Here is a 16,232-nt window from a genome sequence, read left to right on the forward strand (position 1 = left end):
AAGAAGGTCTGCGCTTTGCCATCCGCGAAGGCGGCAAGACCGTCGGCTCGGGTGTGGTTGCAAAGATCCTGGAGTAATCACATGGCCACGCAACAGAAAATCCGCATCCGCCTCAAGGCCTTCGACTACAAGCTGATCGACCAGTCGGCCGCCGAGATCGTTGACACTGCCAAGCGCACCGGCGCCATCGTCAAGGGCCCCGTGCCCCTGCCGACGCGCATGAAGCGTTTCGACATCCTGCGTTCGCCGCACGTCAACAAGACCAGCCGCGACCAGTTCGAGATCCGCACGCACCAGCGCCTGATGGACATCGTCGATCCCACGGACAAGACCGTGGACGCCCTGATGAAGCTGGACCTGCCGGCCGGCGTGGACGTCGAGATCAAGCTGCAATAAGCCGTTCACGGCTTTTCCAGACGCGGGCTTGCCTGAAAAGGCAGTCCGCGTTATAATTTCAGGCTCTGTCCATTTTGGGCAGAGAAAAACGACCTTTCGGGGCGAGCCGCCATTCGTGGTGGATGATTAACCTTCTTTCGCAATGGGCTGCCCTCGGGTGGTTCCGGCAACGCAGAAGCCAATTGCAGCGGCTGCGGCGGAAGTTTTGGAGCAAAAAATGAGTCTGAGCAACTCCCTAGGGTTGCTGGGCCGCAAGGTGGGCATGATGCGCCTGTTCACCGATGATGGGGACGCAGTTCCTGTCACGGTGGTGGATGTGTCGAACAACCGTGTGACCCAGGTCAAAACCCAAGAGAACGACGGCTACGTGGCCCTGCAGGTCACGTTCGGTGCGCGCAAAGCTTCGCGTGTGACCAAGCCGCAAGCCGGCCACCTCGCCAAGGCGGGTGTGGAAGCCGGTGAAGTGATCCAGGAATTCCGCGTCACCGCCGACACCGCTGCCAAGTACGCAGCGGGTGCCACGGTGCCTGCCTCCGACGTGTTTGCTGTGGGCCAGAAGGTCGACGTGCAGGGCACGACGATCGGCAAGGGCTTCGCCGGCACCATCAAGCGTCACCACATGAGTTCGCAGCGCGCGTCGCACGGCAACAGCCGTTCGCACAACGTGCCCGGCTCGATTGGTATGGCGCAGGATCCCGGCCGCGTGTTCCCCGGCAAGCGCATGACCGGTCACCTGGGTGTCGACACCGTCACCACCCAGAACCTGGACATCTTCCGCATTGACGAAGCCCGTCAGCTGCTGCTGATCCGGGGTGCCGTTCCCGGCTCCAAGGGTGGTTTCGTCACGGTGCGTGCCGCCATCAAGGCCAAGCCTGCCGCCGACACTGCCGCTGCGAAGGGAGCGAAGTAAATGCAACTCGAACTCCTGAACGACCAGGGCCAGGCCGCGTCCAAGTACGACGCGCCCGAGACCGTGTTCGGCCGTGAATACAACGAAGATCTGGTGCACCAGATCGTGGTCGCCTTCCAGGCCAATGCCCGTCAGGGCACGCGCGCCCAGAAGGACCGCGAGCAGGTCAAGCACTCGACCAAGAAGCCGTTCAAGCAAAAGGGAACGGGCCGCGCCCGTGCCGGTATGACGTCCTCGCCCCTGTGGCGCGGCGGCGGCCGGATCTTCCCGAACAGCCCGGACGAGAACTTCACCCAGAAGATCAACAAGAAGATGTACCGCGCCGGCATGGCCGCCATCTTCTCGCAGCTGGCCCGTGAAGGCCGCCTGGCCGTGGTCGACTCCATCAAGGTGGACTCGCCCAAGACCAAGGACCTGGCTGCCAAGTTCAAGGCCATGAACCTTGAATCGGTGCTGGTGATCGCCGAGGAAGTCGACGAAAACCTGTACCTTGCCTCGCGCAACCTGGTGAACGTGCTCGTCGTCGAGCCGCGTTACGCCGACCCGCTGTCGCTGGTGCACTACAAGAAGGTGCTGGTCACCAAGGGTGCCATCGACAAGCTCAAGGAGATGTTCGCATGAGCCGCGTCAATCCCACGCCCGCACAGCGCACGTTCGACGAAGGCCGCTTGATGCAGGTCCTGGTCGCCCCCATCGTCTCCGAAAAGGCGACGGCTGTGGCCGACAAGACCAACACCGTGACCTTCAAGGTGTTGCAGAGCGCCACCAAGCCCGAGATCAAGGCCGCCGTTGAACTGATGTTCAAGGTCGAGGTCAAGGGTGTCTCCGTGGTCAATACCAAAGGCAAGACCAAGCGCTTCGGCCGCTCGGTGGGCCGCCGCGACAACATTCGCAAGGCCTACGTGACGCTCAAGCCCGGTCAAGAGCTGAACCTCGCAGGGGAGGCCGCTTAATCATGGCAGTCATCAAGATGAAACCGACCTCGCCCGGCCAACGTGCCGTGGTCAAGGTCTCGCGCGATCACCTGTACAAGGGTGATCCGTATGCGCCGTTGCTGGAACCCCAGATCCAGAAGTCGGGCCGCAACAACAACGGTCACATCACCACCCGTCACAAGGGCGGTGGCCACAAGCACCACTATCGTGTCGTCGATTTCGTCCGCAACAAGGATGGCATCCCGGCGAAGGTGGAGCGCGTGGAGTACGACCCGAACCGCACGGCCCACATCGCCCTGGTGGTGTATGCCGACGGCGAGCGCCGTTACATCATCGCCCCGCGTGGCCTGGAAGTCGGCGCAACGCTGCTGAGCGGTTCGGAAGCCCCGATCCGCGCCGGCAACACGCTGCCGATCCGCAACATCCCGGTGGGTTCGACCATCCACTGCATCGAGCTCAAGCCCGGTGCAGGTGCGCAGATCGCCCGCTCGGCCGGCACCTCCGCGACGCTGCTGGCGCGCGAAGGCACCTACGCCCAGGTCCGCATGCGTTCCGGTGAAGTGCGCAAGGTGCACATCGAGTGCCGCGCCACCATCGGCGAAGTCGCCAACGAAGAACACAGCCTGCGCCAGCTCGGCAAGGCCGGTGTGAAGCGCTGGATGGGTATTCGCCCGACCGTTCGCGGTGTGGTGATGAACCCGGTCGACCACCCCCATGGCGGTGGTGAAGGCAAGACCGGCGAAGGCCGTCACGCAGTGGACCCGTGGGGCAATCTCACCAAGGGCTATCGCACCCGCAACAACAAGCGCACGCAGGTCATGATCGTGTCGCGTCGCAAGAAGTAAGGGGATAGCAAATGACTCGCTCTCTCAAAAAGGGTCCTTTCGTTGACCACCATCTGGTGGCCAAGGCCGACAAGGCCGTGACGACTAAGGACAAAAAGCCGATCAAGACCTGGTCGCGCCGCTCCATGATCCTGCCCGAATTCATCGGGCTGACGATCGCCGTGCACAACGGCAAGCAGCACGTCCCGGTCTATATCACCGACCAGATGGTGGGCCACAAGCTGGGCGAATTCGCCCTGACGCGCACCTTCAAGGGTCACCCCGCGGACAAAAAAGTCCAGAAGAAGTAAGGAAAGACCATGGAAACACGTGCAGTCCTCAGGGGTGTCCGTCTGTCGGTCGACAAGGGCCGGCTCGTCGCCGACCTGATCCGCGGCAAGAAGGTGGATCAGGCTCTCAACGTTCTGGAATTCACCCAGAAAAAAGCCGCCGTCATCATCAAGAAGGTGCTGGAGTCCGCAATTGCGAACGCCGAGCACAACGACGGCGCCGACATCGACGAACTGAAGGTCAAGACCATCTACGTCGAGCAGGGCGCGACGCTCAAGCGCTTCACTGCGCGGGCCAAGGGCCGCGGCAACCGTATCAGCAAGCCCACGTGCCATGTGTACGTGACGGTCGGCAACTAACAGGCGAAGACTATGGGACAGAAAATCCATCCTACTGGCTTTCGCCTGTCGGTGAGCCGCAACTGGGCCAGCCGCTGGTACGCCAACAACCGTGACTTCGCCGGCATGCTGGCCGAAGACATCAAGGTGCGCGAGTACCTCAAGGCCAAGCTCAAGAATGCCGCCGTTTCGCGCGTCATCATCGAGCGTCCCGCCAAGAGCGCCCGCATCACCATATACTCGGCACGTCCGGGCGTGGTGATCGGCAAGAAGGGCGAAGACATCGAAGCGCTCAAGAAAGAGCTCGCCAAGCGCCTGGGCGTGCCGGTGGCAGTCAACATCGAAGAAGTGCGCAAGCCCGAAATCGATGCCAAGCTGATCGCCGACTCGATCACCCAGCAGCTGGAAAAGCGCATCATGTTCCGCCGCGCGATGAAGCGTGCCATGCAGAACGCGATGCGCCTGGGCGCTCAGGGCATCAAGATCATGTCGTCGGGCCGCCTCAACGGCATCGAAATCGCACGTTGCGAGTGGTACCGCGAAGGTCGCGTGCCGCTTCACACCCTGCGCGCAGACATCGACTACGGCACCTCGGAAGCCAAGACCACCTACGGCGTCATTGGCGTCAAAGTCTGGGTCTACAAGGGTGACACCCTCGGCCGTGGCGATGCGCCCGCCGTGGAGACCCCGCGTCCTGAAGAAGAGCGCCGCCCGCGTGGCCCGCGTCGCGATGGCCGTCCGGGTGAACGCCCGACCGGCGACCGCCGTGGTCCCGCTCCCCGCCGCCCCGCAGCTGGTGCAGGCAATGTCGCTCCGGCTGACGGCAGCGACAAGCCCGCAGAAGCAACGACAGGTGCCGATGCACCGAAAACTACCGTTAAGCGCGTCCGCAAGGCAGCCGCGCCGGCAGCTCCCGCTGCCGACGGTAAAGGAGAATAAACATGCTGCAACCCGCTCGCCGCAAATACCGCAAAGAGCAGAAGGGCCGCAATACCGGCGTCGCCACCCGAGGCAACTCGGTGGCATTCGGCGACTTTGGCCTCAAGTGCACCGACCGCGGCCGTCTGACGGCCCGCCAGATCGAAGCCGCGCGTCGCGCGATTTCCCGTCACGTCAAGCGTGGCGGCCGCATCTGGATCCGTGTGTTCCCCGACAAGCCGATCTCCCACAAGCCCGCTGAAGTGCGGATGGGTAACGGCAAGGGCAACCCCGAGTACTACGTCGCCGAAATCCAGCCCGGCAAGGTGGTGTTCGAGATCGTCGGCGTGCCCGAAGAGCTCGCGCGCGAAGCGTTCAAGCTGGCTGCTGCCAAGCTGCCGCTGCGCACGACCTTCGTCAGCCGCATGATCGGCTCGTAATTCAGGAGTGATGACAAATGAAAGCTACTGAACTGCGCCAGAAAGACGTTGCCGGCCTCGAGGCCGAGGTCAAAGAGCTGCAAAAGGCCCACTTCGGCCTGCGCATGCAAAAGGCCACGCAACAGTTGAACAACACCGGTACGCTGCGCGCCACGCGCCGTGACATCGCCCGCGCCAAGACCATCCTCGCCCAAAAGCAGGCTGAGTCCAAGGCCGCCAAGTAAGGAAGCACCATGACTGAAGCCAAGACTTCCCTGAAGCGCACCCTGATCGGCAAGGTTGTGAGCGACAAGCGCACCAAGACCGTCACGGTCCTGGTCGAGCGCCGCGTCAAGCACGAGCTGTACGGCAAGATCGTTGCCAAGTCGAGCAAGTACCACGCCCATGACGAAAAGGGCGAGTACCACCTCGGCGACGTGATCGAGATCACCGAGAGCCGCCCGATCTCCAAGACCAAGAACTGGGTCGCGACCCGCCTGGTGGAGAAGGCCGCAGCGGTTTAATTCCCGCCTGCGCCCAAGCCCAAAACGTCAAACGGCGTTCTGGGTCGGCAAGACTCCCCGAAACGACCCACAATGTGGGTCGTTTTTCTTTTTGGAGCGCACAAATGATCAAAGTCGGCGACACCCTTCCTGCCACCACTCTGCAGGAGTACTCTGAGGTCGAAGGCAACGGCTGCAGCATCGGCCCGAACCCTGTCGATGTGGCCAAGGCCACGGCGGGCAAGACCATCGCGCTGTTCGCCCTACCCGGCGCCTTCACGCCGACCTGCTCGGCCAAGCACGTGCCCGGCTACGTCGAGAAGGCCGAGGAGCTCAAGAAGGCCGGCGTCGACGAGATCTGGTGCGTCAGCGTCAACGACGCCTTCGTCATGGGCGCCTGGGCCCGTGAGCAAAAGACCGGCACCAAGGTGCGCATGCTGGCCGACGGCAGCGGTGACTTCGCCAAGGCCACCGGCCTGACGCTGGACCTGACCGCGCGTGGCATGGGCCTGCGCAGCAACCGCTATTCCATGCTGGTCAAGGACGGCAAGGTGGCTTCGCTCAACGTCGAGGCCCCGGGCAAGTTCGAGGTCAGCGATGCCACCACCCTGCTGGGCCAGGCCACCGCCTGAGTGCCGCGAATGCTCCTGTTTTGATAGCTGCTCAAGCCCATTTGACGGGGGCTTGGGCCATCCAGGGCTTCAGATGTCGGCCTTGAGGTAGTGCGCCCCGGCAATCGGGTTGTGGTAGTAGGGCGGGATGGCGCAAAAGCCCAGGTCTTCGTACAGCGCACGCGCCGCCTCCATGTCGTCCAGCGTGTCCAGCAGCACGCAGGCATAGTCCGCCTGCCGTGCCGCATCGAGCGCGGCCTCGGCCAGCTGCCGGCCCAGGCCCAGGCCGCGGAAGGCCTTGCGCACATAGAGTCGCTTCATCTCGGCAGCATTGGGGTAGTCTGCCGTGTCCAGGGGGCGCAGGGCACAGCAACCCGCCAAAGCGCCGTCCACAGTGGCCAGCAACAAGGTTCCGCGCGGCGCCTGGTAGTCGCCGGGCAGGCCTGCGAGCTCCTGGTCGAACTGCTGGAAGCACAGATCCACGCCCAGGCCTTGCGCATATTCGCGGAAGATGCCGCGCACCGTTTCCAGCTCCTCGGGAGAGGCGGGCGTGGACAACTGCACCAGGGGGCGGGAGGGCTTGTTCAAGCGCAAAGCTGGAAGATGGGCGCTCCAGTTTAGCCGCTTGCTAGGCCACGGCGGGGTTGCGCACCAGCCACCACACCAGCACAGCGCAGACACCCAGCACCGCCAGCGCCAGCAGGCGCGGGCCTGTGCCGTCGCGCGAGGACGGCACGGCGTGGGCGACGGCCTTGTCGCCGGTCAGCATGGGCCGCACCAGGTTGTCTTTCTTGCGCAGCAGGTAGTAAAGGATGGCAGCTACATGCAGCACGACCAGGGCGATCAACACCCACTGGCCGACCTGCTTGTGGTACCAGGTCGCCAGCAGTCCCTGGCCCGTGGAAACCAGTCGGTTGAGCGGGCCGGTGAAGCCGATCTCGTCGTCGCTGACCAGGCCGGTGGCCACCTGGGCCAGCAGGAAGACCAGCATGGCGAAGACCGAGCCGGCGCCCAGCGGGTTGTGGCCGACCAGGTGGTCAGGGTGCGGCCGGCCGCGCAGGTGGTTGAAGACGCTGGCCGGGGAATAGAGGAAGGCGGCAAAGCGCGACCAGCGGCCGCCGATGAAGCCCCAGACGATGCGAAACAGCAGCAGCGCCAGCACCGTGTACCCAAGCCGGGCATGCCATTCGATCCAGGAGCCCGGCGCGTAGGCGGTGGCCAGCAGGCCCAGGACGCAGGCCGCCAGGGCCCAGTGGAACAGGCGTGTGGGCAGGTCCCAGACACGGACGGTGTTGCGCATGTGTTTCCCTCGTTGTGGCCCATGACGGGCTCTGATTTTGCTTGGATGGCGAAGCCGCCAACGGATTAGTAGATTCCCTGAGACCGAAGGTTCCCGCAGAACTTTTACGGATTCTGGCTATCCTCAAAGCGGGACCCCAGAGATTTTCAACGACCCACGAAGAAGGAACACCATGAAATCCATCGCATCGTTTGCCCTTGCCGCCGCGGTCTGCGCGTTTGCCGCCCCGGCCTCGGCGCAGTTCGCCAAACCGGAGGACGCCGTCAAATACCGCCAGAGCGCGCTGTTCGTCATGGCGCAGCACTTCGGCCGCATCGGCGCCATGGCCAATGGCCGTGTCCCCTACGACGCCAAGGCAGCGGTGGACAACGCCGAGGTCGTGGCCGACATGGCCAAGCTGCCCTGGGCCGGCTTTGGCGCTGGTACCGACAAGATCTCCAAGGCCGCCAAGCCGGAAATCTGGACCGAACAGGCCAAGTTCAAGGAGCACAACGAGAAGCTGGTGGGCGAGACCGCCAAGCTGCTGGCCGCGGCCAAGACCAACAATCTGGACAACCTGAAGTCCGCTTTCGGCGCCACCGCCGGCACCTGCAAGGCCTGCCACGACGCGTTCCGCAACATCTGACGCGCCGCCCCGGCGCGCAAAAGAAAAGGCCCGCAATCGCGGGCCTTTGTGCATGCGGCGCAGCGTGCTCAGGTCTGCGCCAGCAGCTTCTCGATCAGCTGGTGCAGCTCGGCGAAGTCGGGCTCGCCGACGAAACGCTTGACGATCTCGCCGCGCTTGTTCACCACGAAGGTGGTTGGCGTCAGCTGCACGTCGCCCCAGGCCTTGGCCACGGCGCCGGTGTTGTCGATGGCCACCTTGAAGGGCAGCTTGCGCGTCTGCGCGTAGTTCACCACGTAGCTGGGCGGGTCGTAGCTCATGGCCACGGCCAGCGTGTCGTAGCCGCGTGCCTTGTACTTGTCGTGGGTGGCGACGATCTTGGGCATCTCGGCCACGCAGGTGGTGCAGCTGGTGGCCCAGAAGTTCACCAGGGTGACCTTGCCTTTGAGGTCGGCTGTGTTCTGGCTGGAGCCATCGAGCAGCACGAAGGTGGACTGCGGCGCGGCGCTGCTGCCGCTGCCCCAGAACACGGCGGCGGCAATTGCCAGGGCAGCTGCTGCTGCGGCCCCATAAAAAACGCGTTTCATCTCAGGATGCATTCATTGATTTGTCGACAGTTTAAGGGTGTGCCGGCGCCGCCGCTGGAGGCGCCGGCAATGACCATGGGAGCCGGCCCCCTGGCATGTCGCCCGGGGCGAATGCTGGATGGACTCGCGTGCCGCCCGAAAGTTCGATCGTCGGCCCGCTACAGCACCTTGGCCAGTTCCATCGCCAGGATGGAAGGCAGCTGCGCATCCAGGACGTCGCGGCTGATGCGGCTGATGCTGCCGCCCATCCAATTGGACATCTCGAAGGTGTTCGAATCCCTGGCGATCTCGACGAAGGGGAAATTGATGTCGCTGCGCAATAGATCCTCGCGCAGCTCCTCGAAAATCTCGTCGCGCAGCTCCTGGTCGATGACGATCACGTGCGGCTTGTCCTGCTCGCAAAAGCGCACCGCGTGCTCAGGGTTCAGCGCGGTGTCCATGACCAGACCCAGCGAGCTGCAGATATGCTTGACGTGGGCGCGCAGGTTGCGGTCGGCGGTCACCAGCAGCAGGCGGTGGCCGGCAAGCGGTTTGCTGTCGCTGTAGCGCGAGTGTGAATCGCGGCCGACGTCGACCTCCACGGCGGTGAGTCCTTCAAGCTCCTTGACGGTGCGCGGGAATTCGATCCGCAGCACGGTATGGTCGGTGCCGACCACGCGATCGACCATCAGGCCCATGACCTGGGCGATCTGCTGCAGCATGTGCCAGTTCAGCGTGTCCGCACCGCCCTGCCCACGGGCATCGTCGGCGGTGGCGACGTGCTGGCTGGCCTTGAGGACCAGCACGCCATACTCCGGCCAGTTCTTGATGGTCAGCGACAGTTGCAGCCGCTTTCCCTGCTCGACGGCCCAGTCCACAACGACTTCCAGCAGGCTGCACAGCAGGCCGGGATCGACGATCACGTCGACCTGGCGCAGGTGATGCTCGATTTCCACGCCGGTCTTGCGAAAGAGGGGGCCGCGGCTGACCACCACGTCCATCAGCATCTGGTCCAGGCTCAGGCGCTCGTGCGACTGGCGCAGCCGGCCACCCGCCAGGCGAGGAATCTGCTGGCTTTGCTGGGCAATGCGCTGCGCCCAGGCCAGGGAGTCGTTGAGCGCTGCCACCTGGCTGCGCGTGATGCCCCTGTTGCGTTTGATGTCCTGCATCACGCCTTGCATGAGGGACAGAGGGCCCGCCAGTTCCGCGCCGATCAGGGCCGGCAATGCCATTGCTTCCAACGGCGCGGGGGCTGTTGGCGCTTCTGCAGTGACGGACGGGCTGGATCGCATGGAACCCCCTTTGAAGAAACATCTTGACACATATGTATCAAGATGGGAGGAGTTCGCAGCTTTTTAGAGGCAATCCGTGAGGTATTTCGTCAATTCTGCGGAGGCGCTGACCATGGGGTCGTGGCCGGTGGCCAACTCCAGCAGCCGGGCACCGCCGCCGGCGCCCCAGGCCCCGCCCCAGAAGCCGGGATCGGCCGCCCTGGAGCGGCTGGCGTCGATTGTGCCTAGCGCTGGCGTGGTGCAACTGATGTAGGTGCGCGGCACACCGGCCACGCGCTGCGGGTCGAAATTGAGCACCGCATCGTAGGTGTGGCCGGGATGGGGCGTCTGGCGGCGCTTGACCCATTCGTAGTGCTCGCCGCTCAGGCCGTAGACCGAGGGGTCGGGCGGCGGCAAGCTGAAATCGGGCGAGGCCTGGGCCGCCACCCTGCGCGACTCACGCGTGGCCGGTGTGTGGGTGCTGCTCCAGCTTTCGCCGGGCTCGGGCACGACGGCGTCCACATAGACTAGATGGCGCAGCCGCTGCGACAGCCGGTCGGCCAGTGCCGTGCCGACCATGCCGGCGTAGGAGTGCACGGCCAGCACCACCTCGTCCATCTCCTCCATCTGGATGGCGTTGGTGACGTCGGTGATGTGGGTCTCCAGTGTGATGGCCGGCGACATCAGGTGGGCGCGCTCGCCCACGCCGGTCAAGGTGACCGCATGGGCGCGGTGGCCCGCTTCGGCCAGGTTTTGCACCACGGAACGCCAGCACCAGCCGCCATGCCAGGCGCCATGCACCAGGACGAAATTTGCCATCTAGACCACCTTGTCGCGTTGCAATGCCCGCAACCGATCATCGGTGCAATCGAGCAGGCCGCGTAACACTTCGTCAGTGTGTTGGCCGAGCATGGGCGGAGGCAGGTCGGTGCGCACCGGTGTGACGCTCAGCTTGATCGGGCTGGACACCAAGCGCAGCTGCGGGTCGACGGGATGGTCCCACTGCGTCACCATGCCGCGCTCGTGCACCTGCGGGTCGGTGAAGACCTCATGGAGGTTATTGATGGCGCCGCAGGGCACCTTGGCGGCTTCCAGTGCCGCCAGCCATTGCGCCTTGGGACGCGTCAGCATCACCGCCTCGAGCAGGGGCACCAGCACGGCGCGATTGGCCACCCGGTCCTTGTTCTGCGCGAAGCGCGCATCGGCCGCCAGCTCGGGCCGGCCGGCGACAGCGCAGAACTTGGCGAACTGGCCGTCATTGCCCACCGCCAGGATCAGGTGGTCCTTGTTGCCGTCGCCGTCTGCAGCCGGCGCGACCTCGAAGACCTGGTAGGGCACGATGTTCTGGTGGGCGTTGCCGGCCCGGCCCGGCGCCTTGCCGCTGACCAGGTAGTTGGCGCCCAGGTTGGCCAGCATCGCCACCTGGGTGTCCAGCAGCGCCATGTCCACCCGCTGGCCTTCGCCGCTGCGCTCGGCATGGCGCAGCGCCGCCAGGATGGCGACTGTGGCGTACATGCCGGTGAAGAGGTCGGCCACCGCGACGCCCACTTTTTGCGGGCCGCCGCCAAGGTCATCGCGTTCGCCGGTCACGCTCATCAAGCCACCCATGCCCTGGATGGCGTAGTCGTAGCCGGCGCGCTCGGCGTAGGGGCCGGTCTGGCCGAAGCCCGTCACGCTGCAGTACACCAGACGCGGGTTGAGTGCCTTGAGCGACTCATAGTCCAGGCCGTAGCGCGCCATGTCGCCGACCTTGAAGTTCTCGACGAACACATCGCACAGCGGCACCAGTTCGCGGATCAGGGCCTGGCCGGCGGGCTGGGCGATGTCGCAGGTGACCGAGCGCTTGTTGCGGTTGGTGCCCAGGTAATAGGCTGCCTCCTGGGTGTCATGGCCGTCCCGGTCCTTCAGGAAGGGTGGGCCCCAGCTGCGTGTGTCGTCACCGCTGCCGGGCCGCTCGATCTTGATCACGTCGGCGCCCAGGTCGGCCAGGGTCTGGGTGCACCAGGGGCCGGCCAGCACGCGGGACAGGTCGAGGACGCGGATGCCTGCAAGGGATGTCATGCGCGCATTGTGGCGCACGGATAATGCGGCGATGTCCCGTTCCACCGCCGCGGCCGCCCTGCTGGCCGCCTGCGCCGCCACCGCTTGCAGTCCGACCTTCAACTGGCGTGAAGTGCGCGCCGAATCCGGCACGCTGCGCGCCTCGCTGCCCTGCAAACCTGACAAGGCCACGCGCCAGGTGCCAATGGCCGGCCGCCAGGTGGATCTGCATGTGCTGGGCTGCGAGGCCGGCGGCGCTACCTTCGCCGTGCTCTATGCCGACATCGGCGAGGCCGGCCGCGCCGGCGAGGCGCTGGCGCAGTGGAAGCAGGCGACCCTGGCCAACATGCGCGCCACCGGTGTGCGCGAGCAGCCCTTCCTGCCGCCGGGCGGCTTCGCGCTACGCGAGGCGGTCCAGGTGGTCGCCAGCGGCCAGCGGGCCGACGGCAGCAAGGTTGAAAGCCATGCGGCCTACGCCGCCCGCGGCAGCCAGGTGGTGCAGGCCGTGATCTACAGCGACGCACTCAAGCCCGAGATGGCCGCCGGCTTCCTGGCCGGACTGCGCCTCGAATGAGCGGCGTGACGCCGCCCGTGCAGGCTGACGCGCTGCTGGGGCGCTCGCAGGCGGTGGCGGTCTTTCTCGCGTTCGCCTTTGCCTACTTCTTCTCGGCCCTGCTGCGCGCCGTCACCGCCACGCTGGCGCCCACCTTGACGCAGGAGTTCGCGCTCAATGCGCGCGAACTGGGCCTGCTGGCCGGCGGCTACTTCCTGGGCTTTGCCGCCACCCAGCTGCCACTGGGCACCTGGCTGGACCGCCACGGCCCGCGCAAGGTGGTGCTGGGCCTGCTGCTGGTGGCGGTGGCCGGCTGCATCGCGTTCTCCCTGGCCACCAGCTTCTCGGGCCTGCTGGTGGCCCGCGTGCTGTGCGGCGCCGGCGTCAGCGCCTGCCTGATGGCGCCCCTGACCGGTTACCGCCGCTGGCTCACCCCGGGCACCCAGCTGCGCGCCAACTCCTGGATGCTGATGACCGGCTCCTTCGGCATGGTGGCCTCCACCCTGCCGGTGCAGTGGCTGGTGCCGCTGGCCGGCTGGCGGCCACTGTTCTGGCTGCTGGCGGCGGCCATCGGCGTGGCGATGGTGGTGATCGCCTGGCAGGTACCGCGCTGGGAGACGGCGCCGGCCGCTGGCGAACGCGCCGGCAGTTACGCGCAGGTCTGGAAGCACCCTTACTTCCGGCGCATGGCGCCGGTCGGCTTCTTCAGTTATGGCGGCATGATCGCCATCCAGACCCTGTGGGCCGGTCCCTGGATGGTGCGCGTGGCCGGTTATGCGCCGGTGGAGGCGGCGGCCGGCCTGTTCACCATCAACCTGGGCATGCTGTGCGCCTTCTGGAGCTGGGGCCTGCTCAATCCCTGGCTGGCCCGCCGCGGCCTGCCGGCCGAACGCCTGATCGCCCTGGGCCTGCCTTTGAGTTTTTTGGCGCTCGCTACGATTATCATAGCGGGACCATCAGCAGGGGCGGGGGCTTGGGCCATGTTCTGCATCACATCCACGTTTGTTTCGCTGGCCCAGCCGGCGGTCGGCATGGCCTTTGCGCCGGCGCTGGCCGGCCGCGCCCTGTCGGCCTACAACCTGGTGATCTTCGGCGGTGTCTTCCTCATGCAGTGGGGCATGGGGGTGGCCATCGACGCCTTTGCCGCGGCCGGTCTGGACACGGTGGCGTCCTTTCGCGCCGCGATGGCACTGTTCCTGGCGTGCAGCGTGGCCGCCTACGGTTGGTTCATGGCGGCCCAACGCCATAATCCAGGACCACCCTGATTCCCATGAACGCCATCCTCCTCATCGGCCACGCGCCGCTGGCCCACGCGCTGCGGCAATGCGCGCTGCATGTCTTTCCCGACTGCGGCGCCACTTTGTCGGCAATCGATGTGCAGCCCAACCTGTCGCCCGATGAGACCCTGGCGACGGCGCGCATCGCGATGGCGCAGCTGATGCAGCCGGGCATCAAGGGCATCCTGGTGCTCAGCGACATCTTTGGCGCCACGCCCAGCAACGTGGCCCAGAAGCTGGTCGACGGCGTGAGCTCGCGCCTGATCACCGGCGTCAACCTTCCCATGCTGCTGCGTGCCGTGAGTTACCGGCACGAGCCGCTCGACGCCCTGGTCTCGCGCGCCGTCATCGGCGGCACCCAGGGCGTGATGCAGGTGGCCGTGACGGCGCCGCAGAACCAGCCCCGACGCAAAAATGATCAAGACAAATACGACCATCAGCAATAAGCTGGGCCTGCATGCACGCGCTTCCGCCAAGCTCACCAAGCTGGCCGGCAGCTTCCCCTGCGAGATCTTCATCAGCCGCGGCGAACGCCGCGTCAACGCCAAGAGCATCATGGGCGTGATGATGCTGGCCGCCGGCATCGGCAGCGAAGTGCTGATAGAAACCAGTGGCGAGCAGGAGCAGCAGGCGATGGACGCGTTGCTGGCCCTGATCGCCGACAAATTTGGAGAGGGTGAGTGACCTTCTCCATCCACGGCCTGGCCGTCGCCCGAGGCATCGCCATCGGGCGGGCGGTGCTGATGGCCGGCCGGGTGGACGTGGCGCATTACTTCATCGATGCGGGCCAGGTCGAGGCCGAGATCGCCCGCGTGCGCGACGGCCGCAACGCGGTGATCGACGAGATCCACCGCCTGCAGCAGACCATCACCGCCATGGGCCCCAAGGAAGCGCCGCACGAGCTGGGCGCTCTGCTGGACGTGCACCTGATGCTGCTGCAGGACGAGGACCTGGTCGAGGGCGTCAAGCGCTGGATCACCGAGCGCCTGTACAACGCCGAGTGGGCGCTGATGACGCAGCTCGAGCTGTTGTCGCGCCAGTTCGACGAGATGGAGGATGAGTACCTGCGCGAGCGCAAGGCCGACCTCGAGCAGGTGGCCGAGCGCATCCTGCGCTACATGAAGGGCGTGGCCTCGCCGATTCCGCCGCCCAGCGCGGCGCGGCGCTCCAGCCCGGCGCGCCAGCAGGACATGCTGCTGACCGACGACAGCGTGGACGTGCCCCTGGTGCTGGTGGCGCACGACCTGTCGCCGGCCGACATGCTGCAGTTCAAGCAGAGCGTGTTCGCCGGCTTCGTCACCGACGTCGGCGGCAAGACCTCGCACACCGCCATCGTCGCGCGCAGCATGGACATCCCGGCCGTGGTCGGCACGCGCAGCGGCAGCCAGCTGGTGCGCCAGGACGACTGGGTCATCATCGACGGCGACGCCGGCGTGATGATCGTCGACCCCTCGCCCATCATCCTGGCCGAGTACGGCTTCAAGCAGCGCCAGGGCGAGCTCGAGCGCGGCCGGCTGGCGCGGCTGCGCCACACGCCGGCCGTCACCATGGACGGCCAGAAGATCGAGCTGCTGGCCAACATCGAGATGCCCGAGGACGCGGCCGCGGCGCTCAACGCCGGCGCCGTGGGCGTGGGGCTGTTTCGCAGCGAGTTCCTCTTCATGGGCCGCAACAAGGGCGACACGCCGGGCGAGGAAGAGCAGTACCAGGCCTACAAGCGCGCCATCGAGGGCATGCAGGGGCTGCCGGTGACCATCCGCACCATCGACGTCGGCGCCGACAAGCCGCTGGACGCCGCCATGCGCGACGACACCCACCTCAACCCCGCCCTGGGCCTGCGCGCCATCCGCTGGAGCCTGGCCGACCCGGCCATGTTCCTGACCCAGCTGCGCGCCATCCTGCGCGCCGCGGTGCACGGCAAGGTCAGCCTGCTGGTGCCCATGCTGGCCCATGCCAGCGAGATCCGCCAGACCGTCTCGCTGGTGGACTTCGCACGGGCCGAGCTGGACAACCGCGGCGTCACCTACGGCCCGGTGGAACTGGGCGCGATGATCGAGATCCCCGCAGCGGCGCTCACGCTCAAGACCTTCCTGAAGTACTTCGACTTCCTGTCGATCGGTACCAACGACCTGATCCAGTACACGCTGGCGATCGACCGCGCCGATGAATCTGTGGCCCACCTGTACGACCCGCTGCACCCGGCGGTGCTCAATCTGGTGGCGCAGACGATTGCCGAATGCAATGCCCAGGGCAAGGGCGTGAGCGTCTGCGGCGAGATGGCCGGCGACACCACGTTCACCCGCCTGCTGCTGGGCCTGGGCCTGCGCTCGTTCTCCATGCACCCGGCGCAGATCCTGGCCGTCAAGCAGGAGGTGCTGCGCGCCGACGTGCAGCGTCTGGCGCCTTGGGCGCAACAGGTGATCGCTGCCGAAGACCCCTCTGCGCTGATCGGCTGAACGCCGGGCGCTCCTGTTTC

General features: G+C 65.8%; 24 protein-coding genes and 1 pseudogene. 19 read left to right on the forward strand and 6 right to left on the reverse strand.

Annotation, left to right across the window (positions count from 1 at the left end; translation table 11 throughout):
* From Q0632_RS17745 to Q0632_RS17805, 13 genes and pseudogenes are all read left to right on the forward strand, one after another.
* Nucleotides 1–77, forward strand: a pseudogene (locus Q0632_RS17745) (elongation factor Tu); the annotation flags it as partial.
* 4 nt (nucleotides 78–81) lie between these two features.
* A complete protein-coding gene (gene rpsJ / locus Q0632_RS17750; RefSeq protein WP_298932673.1) occupies nucleotides 82–396 on the forward strand; it encodes a 30S ribosomal protein S10 in 315 nt (104 codons plus the stop codon).
* A 217-nt stretch (nucleotides 397–613) separates the two neighbouring features.
* Entirely contained in the window at nucleotides 614–1,306 is a 693-nt protein-coding gene (rplC, locus tag Q0632_RS17755) for a 50S ribosomal protein L3 (RefSeq protein WP_298932675.1), read from the forward strand.
* Complete coding sequence (gene rplD / locus Q0632_RS17760) at nucleotides 1,307–1,927, forward strand: 50S ribosomal protein L4 (protein ID WP_298932677.1); 621 nt, start codon at nucleotides 1,307–1,309, stop codon at nucleotides 1,925–1,927.
* Complete coding sequence (gene rplW / locus Q0632_RS17765; RefSeq protein ID WP_298932678.1) at nucleotides 1,924–2,259, forward strand: 50S ribosomal protein L23; 336 nt, start codon at nucleotides 1,924–1,926, stop codon at nucleotides 2,257–2,259. The genes rplD and rplW overlap by 4 nt, the downstream gene beginning before the upstream one ends.
* A gap of 2 nt (nucleotides 2,260–2,261) precedes the next feature.
* Entirely contained in the window at nucleotides 2,262–3,086 is an 825-nt protein-coding gene (gene rplB, locus Q0632_RS17770) for a 50S ribosomal protein L2 (RefSeq protein ID WP_298932679.1), read from the forward strand.
* 11 nt (nucleotides 3,087–3,097) lie between these two features.
* Entirely contained in the window at nucleotides 3,098–3,376 is a 279-nt protein-coding gene (gene rpsS, locus Q0632_RS17775; protein WP_013899633.1) for a 30S ribosomal protein S19, read from the forward strand.
* A 9-nt stretch (nucleotides 3,377–3,385) separates the two neighbouring features.
* Nucleotides 3,386–3,715 carry a 50S ribosomal protein L22 gene (gene rplV, locus Q0632_RS17780; protein ID WP_076196166.1) on the forward strand — a complete coding sequence of 110 codons (330 nt, stop codon included), beginning with the start codon at nucleotides 3,386–3,388 and terminating at the stop codon, nucleotides 3,713–3,715.
* 12 nt (nucleotides 3,716–3,727) lie between these two features.
* A complete protein-coding gene (gene rpsC, locus Q0632_RS17785; protein WP_298932693.1) occupies nucleotides 3,728–4,633 on the forward strand; it encodes a 30S ribosomal protein S3 in 906 nt (301 codons plus the stop codon).
* A gap of 2 nt (nucleotides 4,634–4,635) precedes the next feature.
* Complete coding sequence (rplP, locus tag Q0632_RS17790; RefSeq protein WP_298932695.1) at nucleotides 4,636–5,052, forward strand: 50S ribosomal protein L16; 417 nt, start codon at nucleotides 4,636–4,638, stop codon at nucleotides 5,050–5,052.
* 17 nt (nucleotides 5,053–5,069) lie between these two features.
* Complete coding sequence (rpmC, locus tag Q0632_RS17795) at nucleotides 5,070–5,276, forward strand: 50S ribosomal protein L29 (RefSeq protein ID WP_298932697.1); 207 nt, start codon at nucleotides 5,070–5,072, stop codon at nucleotides 5,274–5,276.
* A 9-nt stretch (nucleotides 5,277–5,285) separates the two neighbouring features.
* On the forward strand, nucleotides 5,286–5,555 hold the full coding sequence (rpsQ, locus tag Q0632_RS17800) for a 30S ribosomal protein S17 (RefSeq protein ID WP_298932699.1): 270 nt from the start codon (nucleotides 5,286–5,288) through the stop codon (nucleotides 5,553–5,555).
* 104 nt (nucleotides 5,556–5,659) lie between these two features.
* Nucleotides 5,660–6,166 carry a peroxiredoxin gene (locus Q0632_RS17805; RefSeq protein ID WP_298932701.1) on the forward strand — a complete coding sequence of 169 codons (507 nt, stop codon included), beginning with the start codon at nucleotides 5,660–5,662 and terminating at the stop codon, nucleotides 6,164–6,166.
* Between the two features lie 69 nt (nucleotides 6,167–6,235).
* Here Q0632_RS17805 and Q0632_RS17810 read toward each other — a convergent pair whose 3' ends face one another.
* Complete coding sequence (locus Q0632_RS17810) at nucleotides 6,236–6,733, reverse strand: GNAT family N-acetyltransferase (RefSeq protein WP_298932704.1); 498 nt, start codon at nucleotides 6,731–6,733, stop codon at nucleotides 6,236–6,238.
* 40 nt (nucleotides 6,734–6,773) lie between these two features.
* Nucleotides 6,774–7,445 carry a cytochrome b/b6 domain-containing protein gene (locus tag Q0632_RS17815; protein WP_298932706.1) on the reverse strand — a complete coding sequence of 224 codons (672 nt, stop codon included), beginning with the start codon at nucleotides 7,443–7,445 and terminating at the stop codon, nucleotides 6,774–6,776.
* Nucleotides 7,446–7,617: 172 nt separating this feature from the next.
* Here Q0632_RS17815 and Q0632_RS17820 point away from each other — a divergent pair, with 172 nt between their 5' ends.
* Nucleotides 7,618–8,070, forward strand: coding sequence for a cytochrome c (locus tag Q0632_RS17820; protein WP_298932708.1), 453 nt, complete (start codon nucleotides 7,618–7,620; stop codon nucleotides 8,068–8,070).
* 68 nt (nucleotides 8,071–8,138) lie between these two features.
* Here the strand turns inward: Q0632_RS17820 and Q0632_RS17825 are convergent, their stop codons facing one another.
* From Q0632_RS17825 to Q0632_RS17840, 4 genes are all read right to left on the reverse strand, one after another.
* Nucleotides 8,139–8,636 (reverse strand): TlpA disulfide reductase family protein, encoded by a 498-nt coding sequence (locus Q0632_RS17825; RefSeq protein ID WP_298932710.1) that lies wholly within the window; start codon nucleotides 8,634–8,636, stop codon nucleotides 8,139–8,141.
* A 158-nt stretch (nucleotides 8,637–8,794) separates the two neighbouring features.
* Entirely contained in the window at nucleotides 8,795–9,847 is a 1,053-nt protein-coding gene (locus Q0632_RS17830) for a hypothetical protein (RefSeq protein ID WP_298932712.1), read from the reverse strand.
* Nucleotides 9,848–9,970: 123 nt separating this feature from the next.
* Nucleotides 9,971–10,705, reverse strand: coding sequence for an alpha/beta fold hydrolase (locus Q0632_RS17835; protein WP_298932715.1), 735 nt, complete (start codon nucleotides 10,703–10,705; stop codon nucleotides 9,971–9,973).
* The gene (locus Q0632_RS17840; RefSeq protein WP_298932717.1) at nucleotides 10,706–11,947 is read right to left on the reverse strand and encodes a CaiB/BaiF CoA-transferase family protein; all 1,242 of its coding nucleotides are present in this window, start codon (nucleotides 11,945–11,947) and stop codon (nucleotides 10,706–10,708) included.
* A gap of 31 nt (nucleotides 11,948–11,978) precedes the next feature.
* Between Q0632_RS17840 and Q0632_RS17845 the strand changes: the two genes are divergently transcribed.
* The 5 genes from Q0632_RS17845 to ptsP are packed head-to-tail and all read left to right on the forward strand — an operon-like array spanning nucleotide 11,979 to nucleotide 16,212.
* Nucleotides 11,979–12,500, forward strand: coding sequence for a hypothetical protein (locus Q0632_RS17845; RefSeq protein WP_298932720.1), 522 nt, complete (start codon nucleotides 11,979–11,981; stop codon nucleotides 12,498–12,500).
* A complete protein-coding gene (locus tag Q0632_RS17850; protein WP_298932722.1) occupies nucleotides 12,497–13,744 on the forward strand; it encodes an MFS transporter in 1,248 nt (415 codons plus the stop codon). Before Q0632_RS17845 ends, Q0632_RS17850 begins: the two co-directional genes overlap by 4 nt.
* 5 nt (nucleotides 13,745–13,749) lie before the next feature.
* Entirely contained in the window at nucleotides 13,750–14,202 is a 453-nt protein-coding gene (locus Q0632_RS17855) for a PTS fructose transporter subunit IIA (RefSeq protein WP_298932724.1), read from the forward strand.
* Nucleotides 14,171–14,440: an HPr family phosphocarrier protein gene (locus Q0632_RS17860; RefSeq protein ID WP_298932727.1), complete on the forward strand. Its 270-nt coding sequence runs from the start codon at nucleotides 14,171–14,173 to the stop codon at nucleotides 14,438–14,440. Before Q0632_RS17855 ends, Q0632_RS17860 begins: the two co-directional genes overlap by 32 nt.
* A complete protein-coding gene (gene ptsP, locus Q0632_RS17865) occupies nucleotides 14,437–16,212 on the forward strand; it encodes a phosphoenolpyruvate--protein phosphotransferase (RefSeq protein ID WP_298932729.1) in 1,776 nt (591 codons plus the stop codon). Before Q0632_RS17860 ends, ptsP begins: the two co-directional genes overlap by 4 nt.
* Nucleotides 16,213–16,232: the final 20 nt, after the last annotated feature.

The sequence above is a fragment of the uncultured Ramlibacter sp. genome (assembly GCF_936925435.1).
Taxonomy (GTDB): domain Bacteria; phylum Pseudomonadota; class Gammaproteobacteria; order Burkholderiales; family Burkholderiaceae_C; genus Ramlibacter.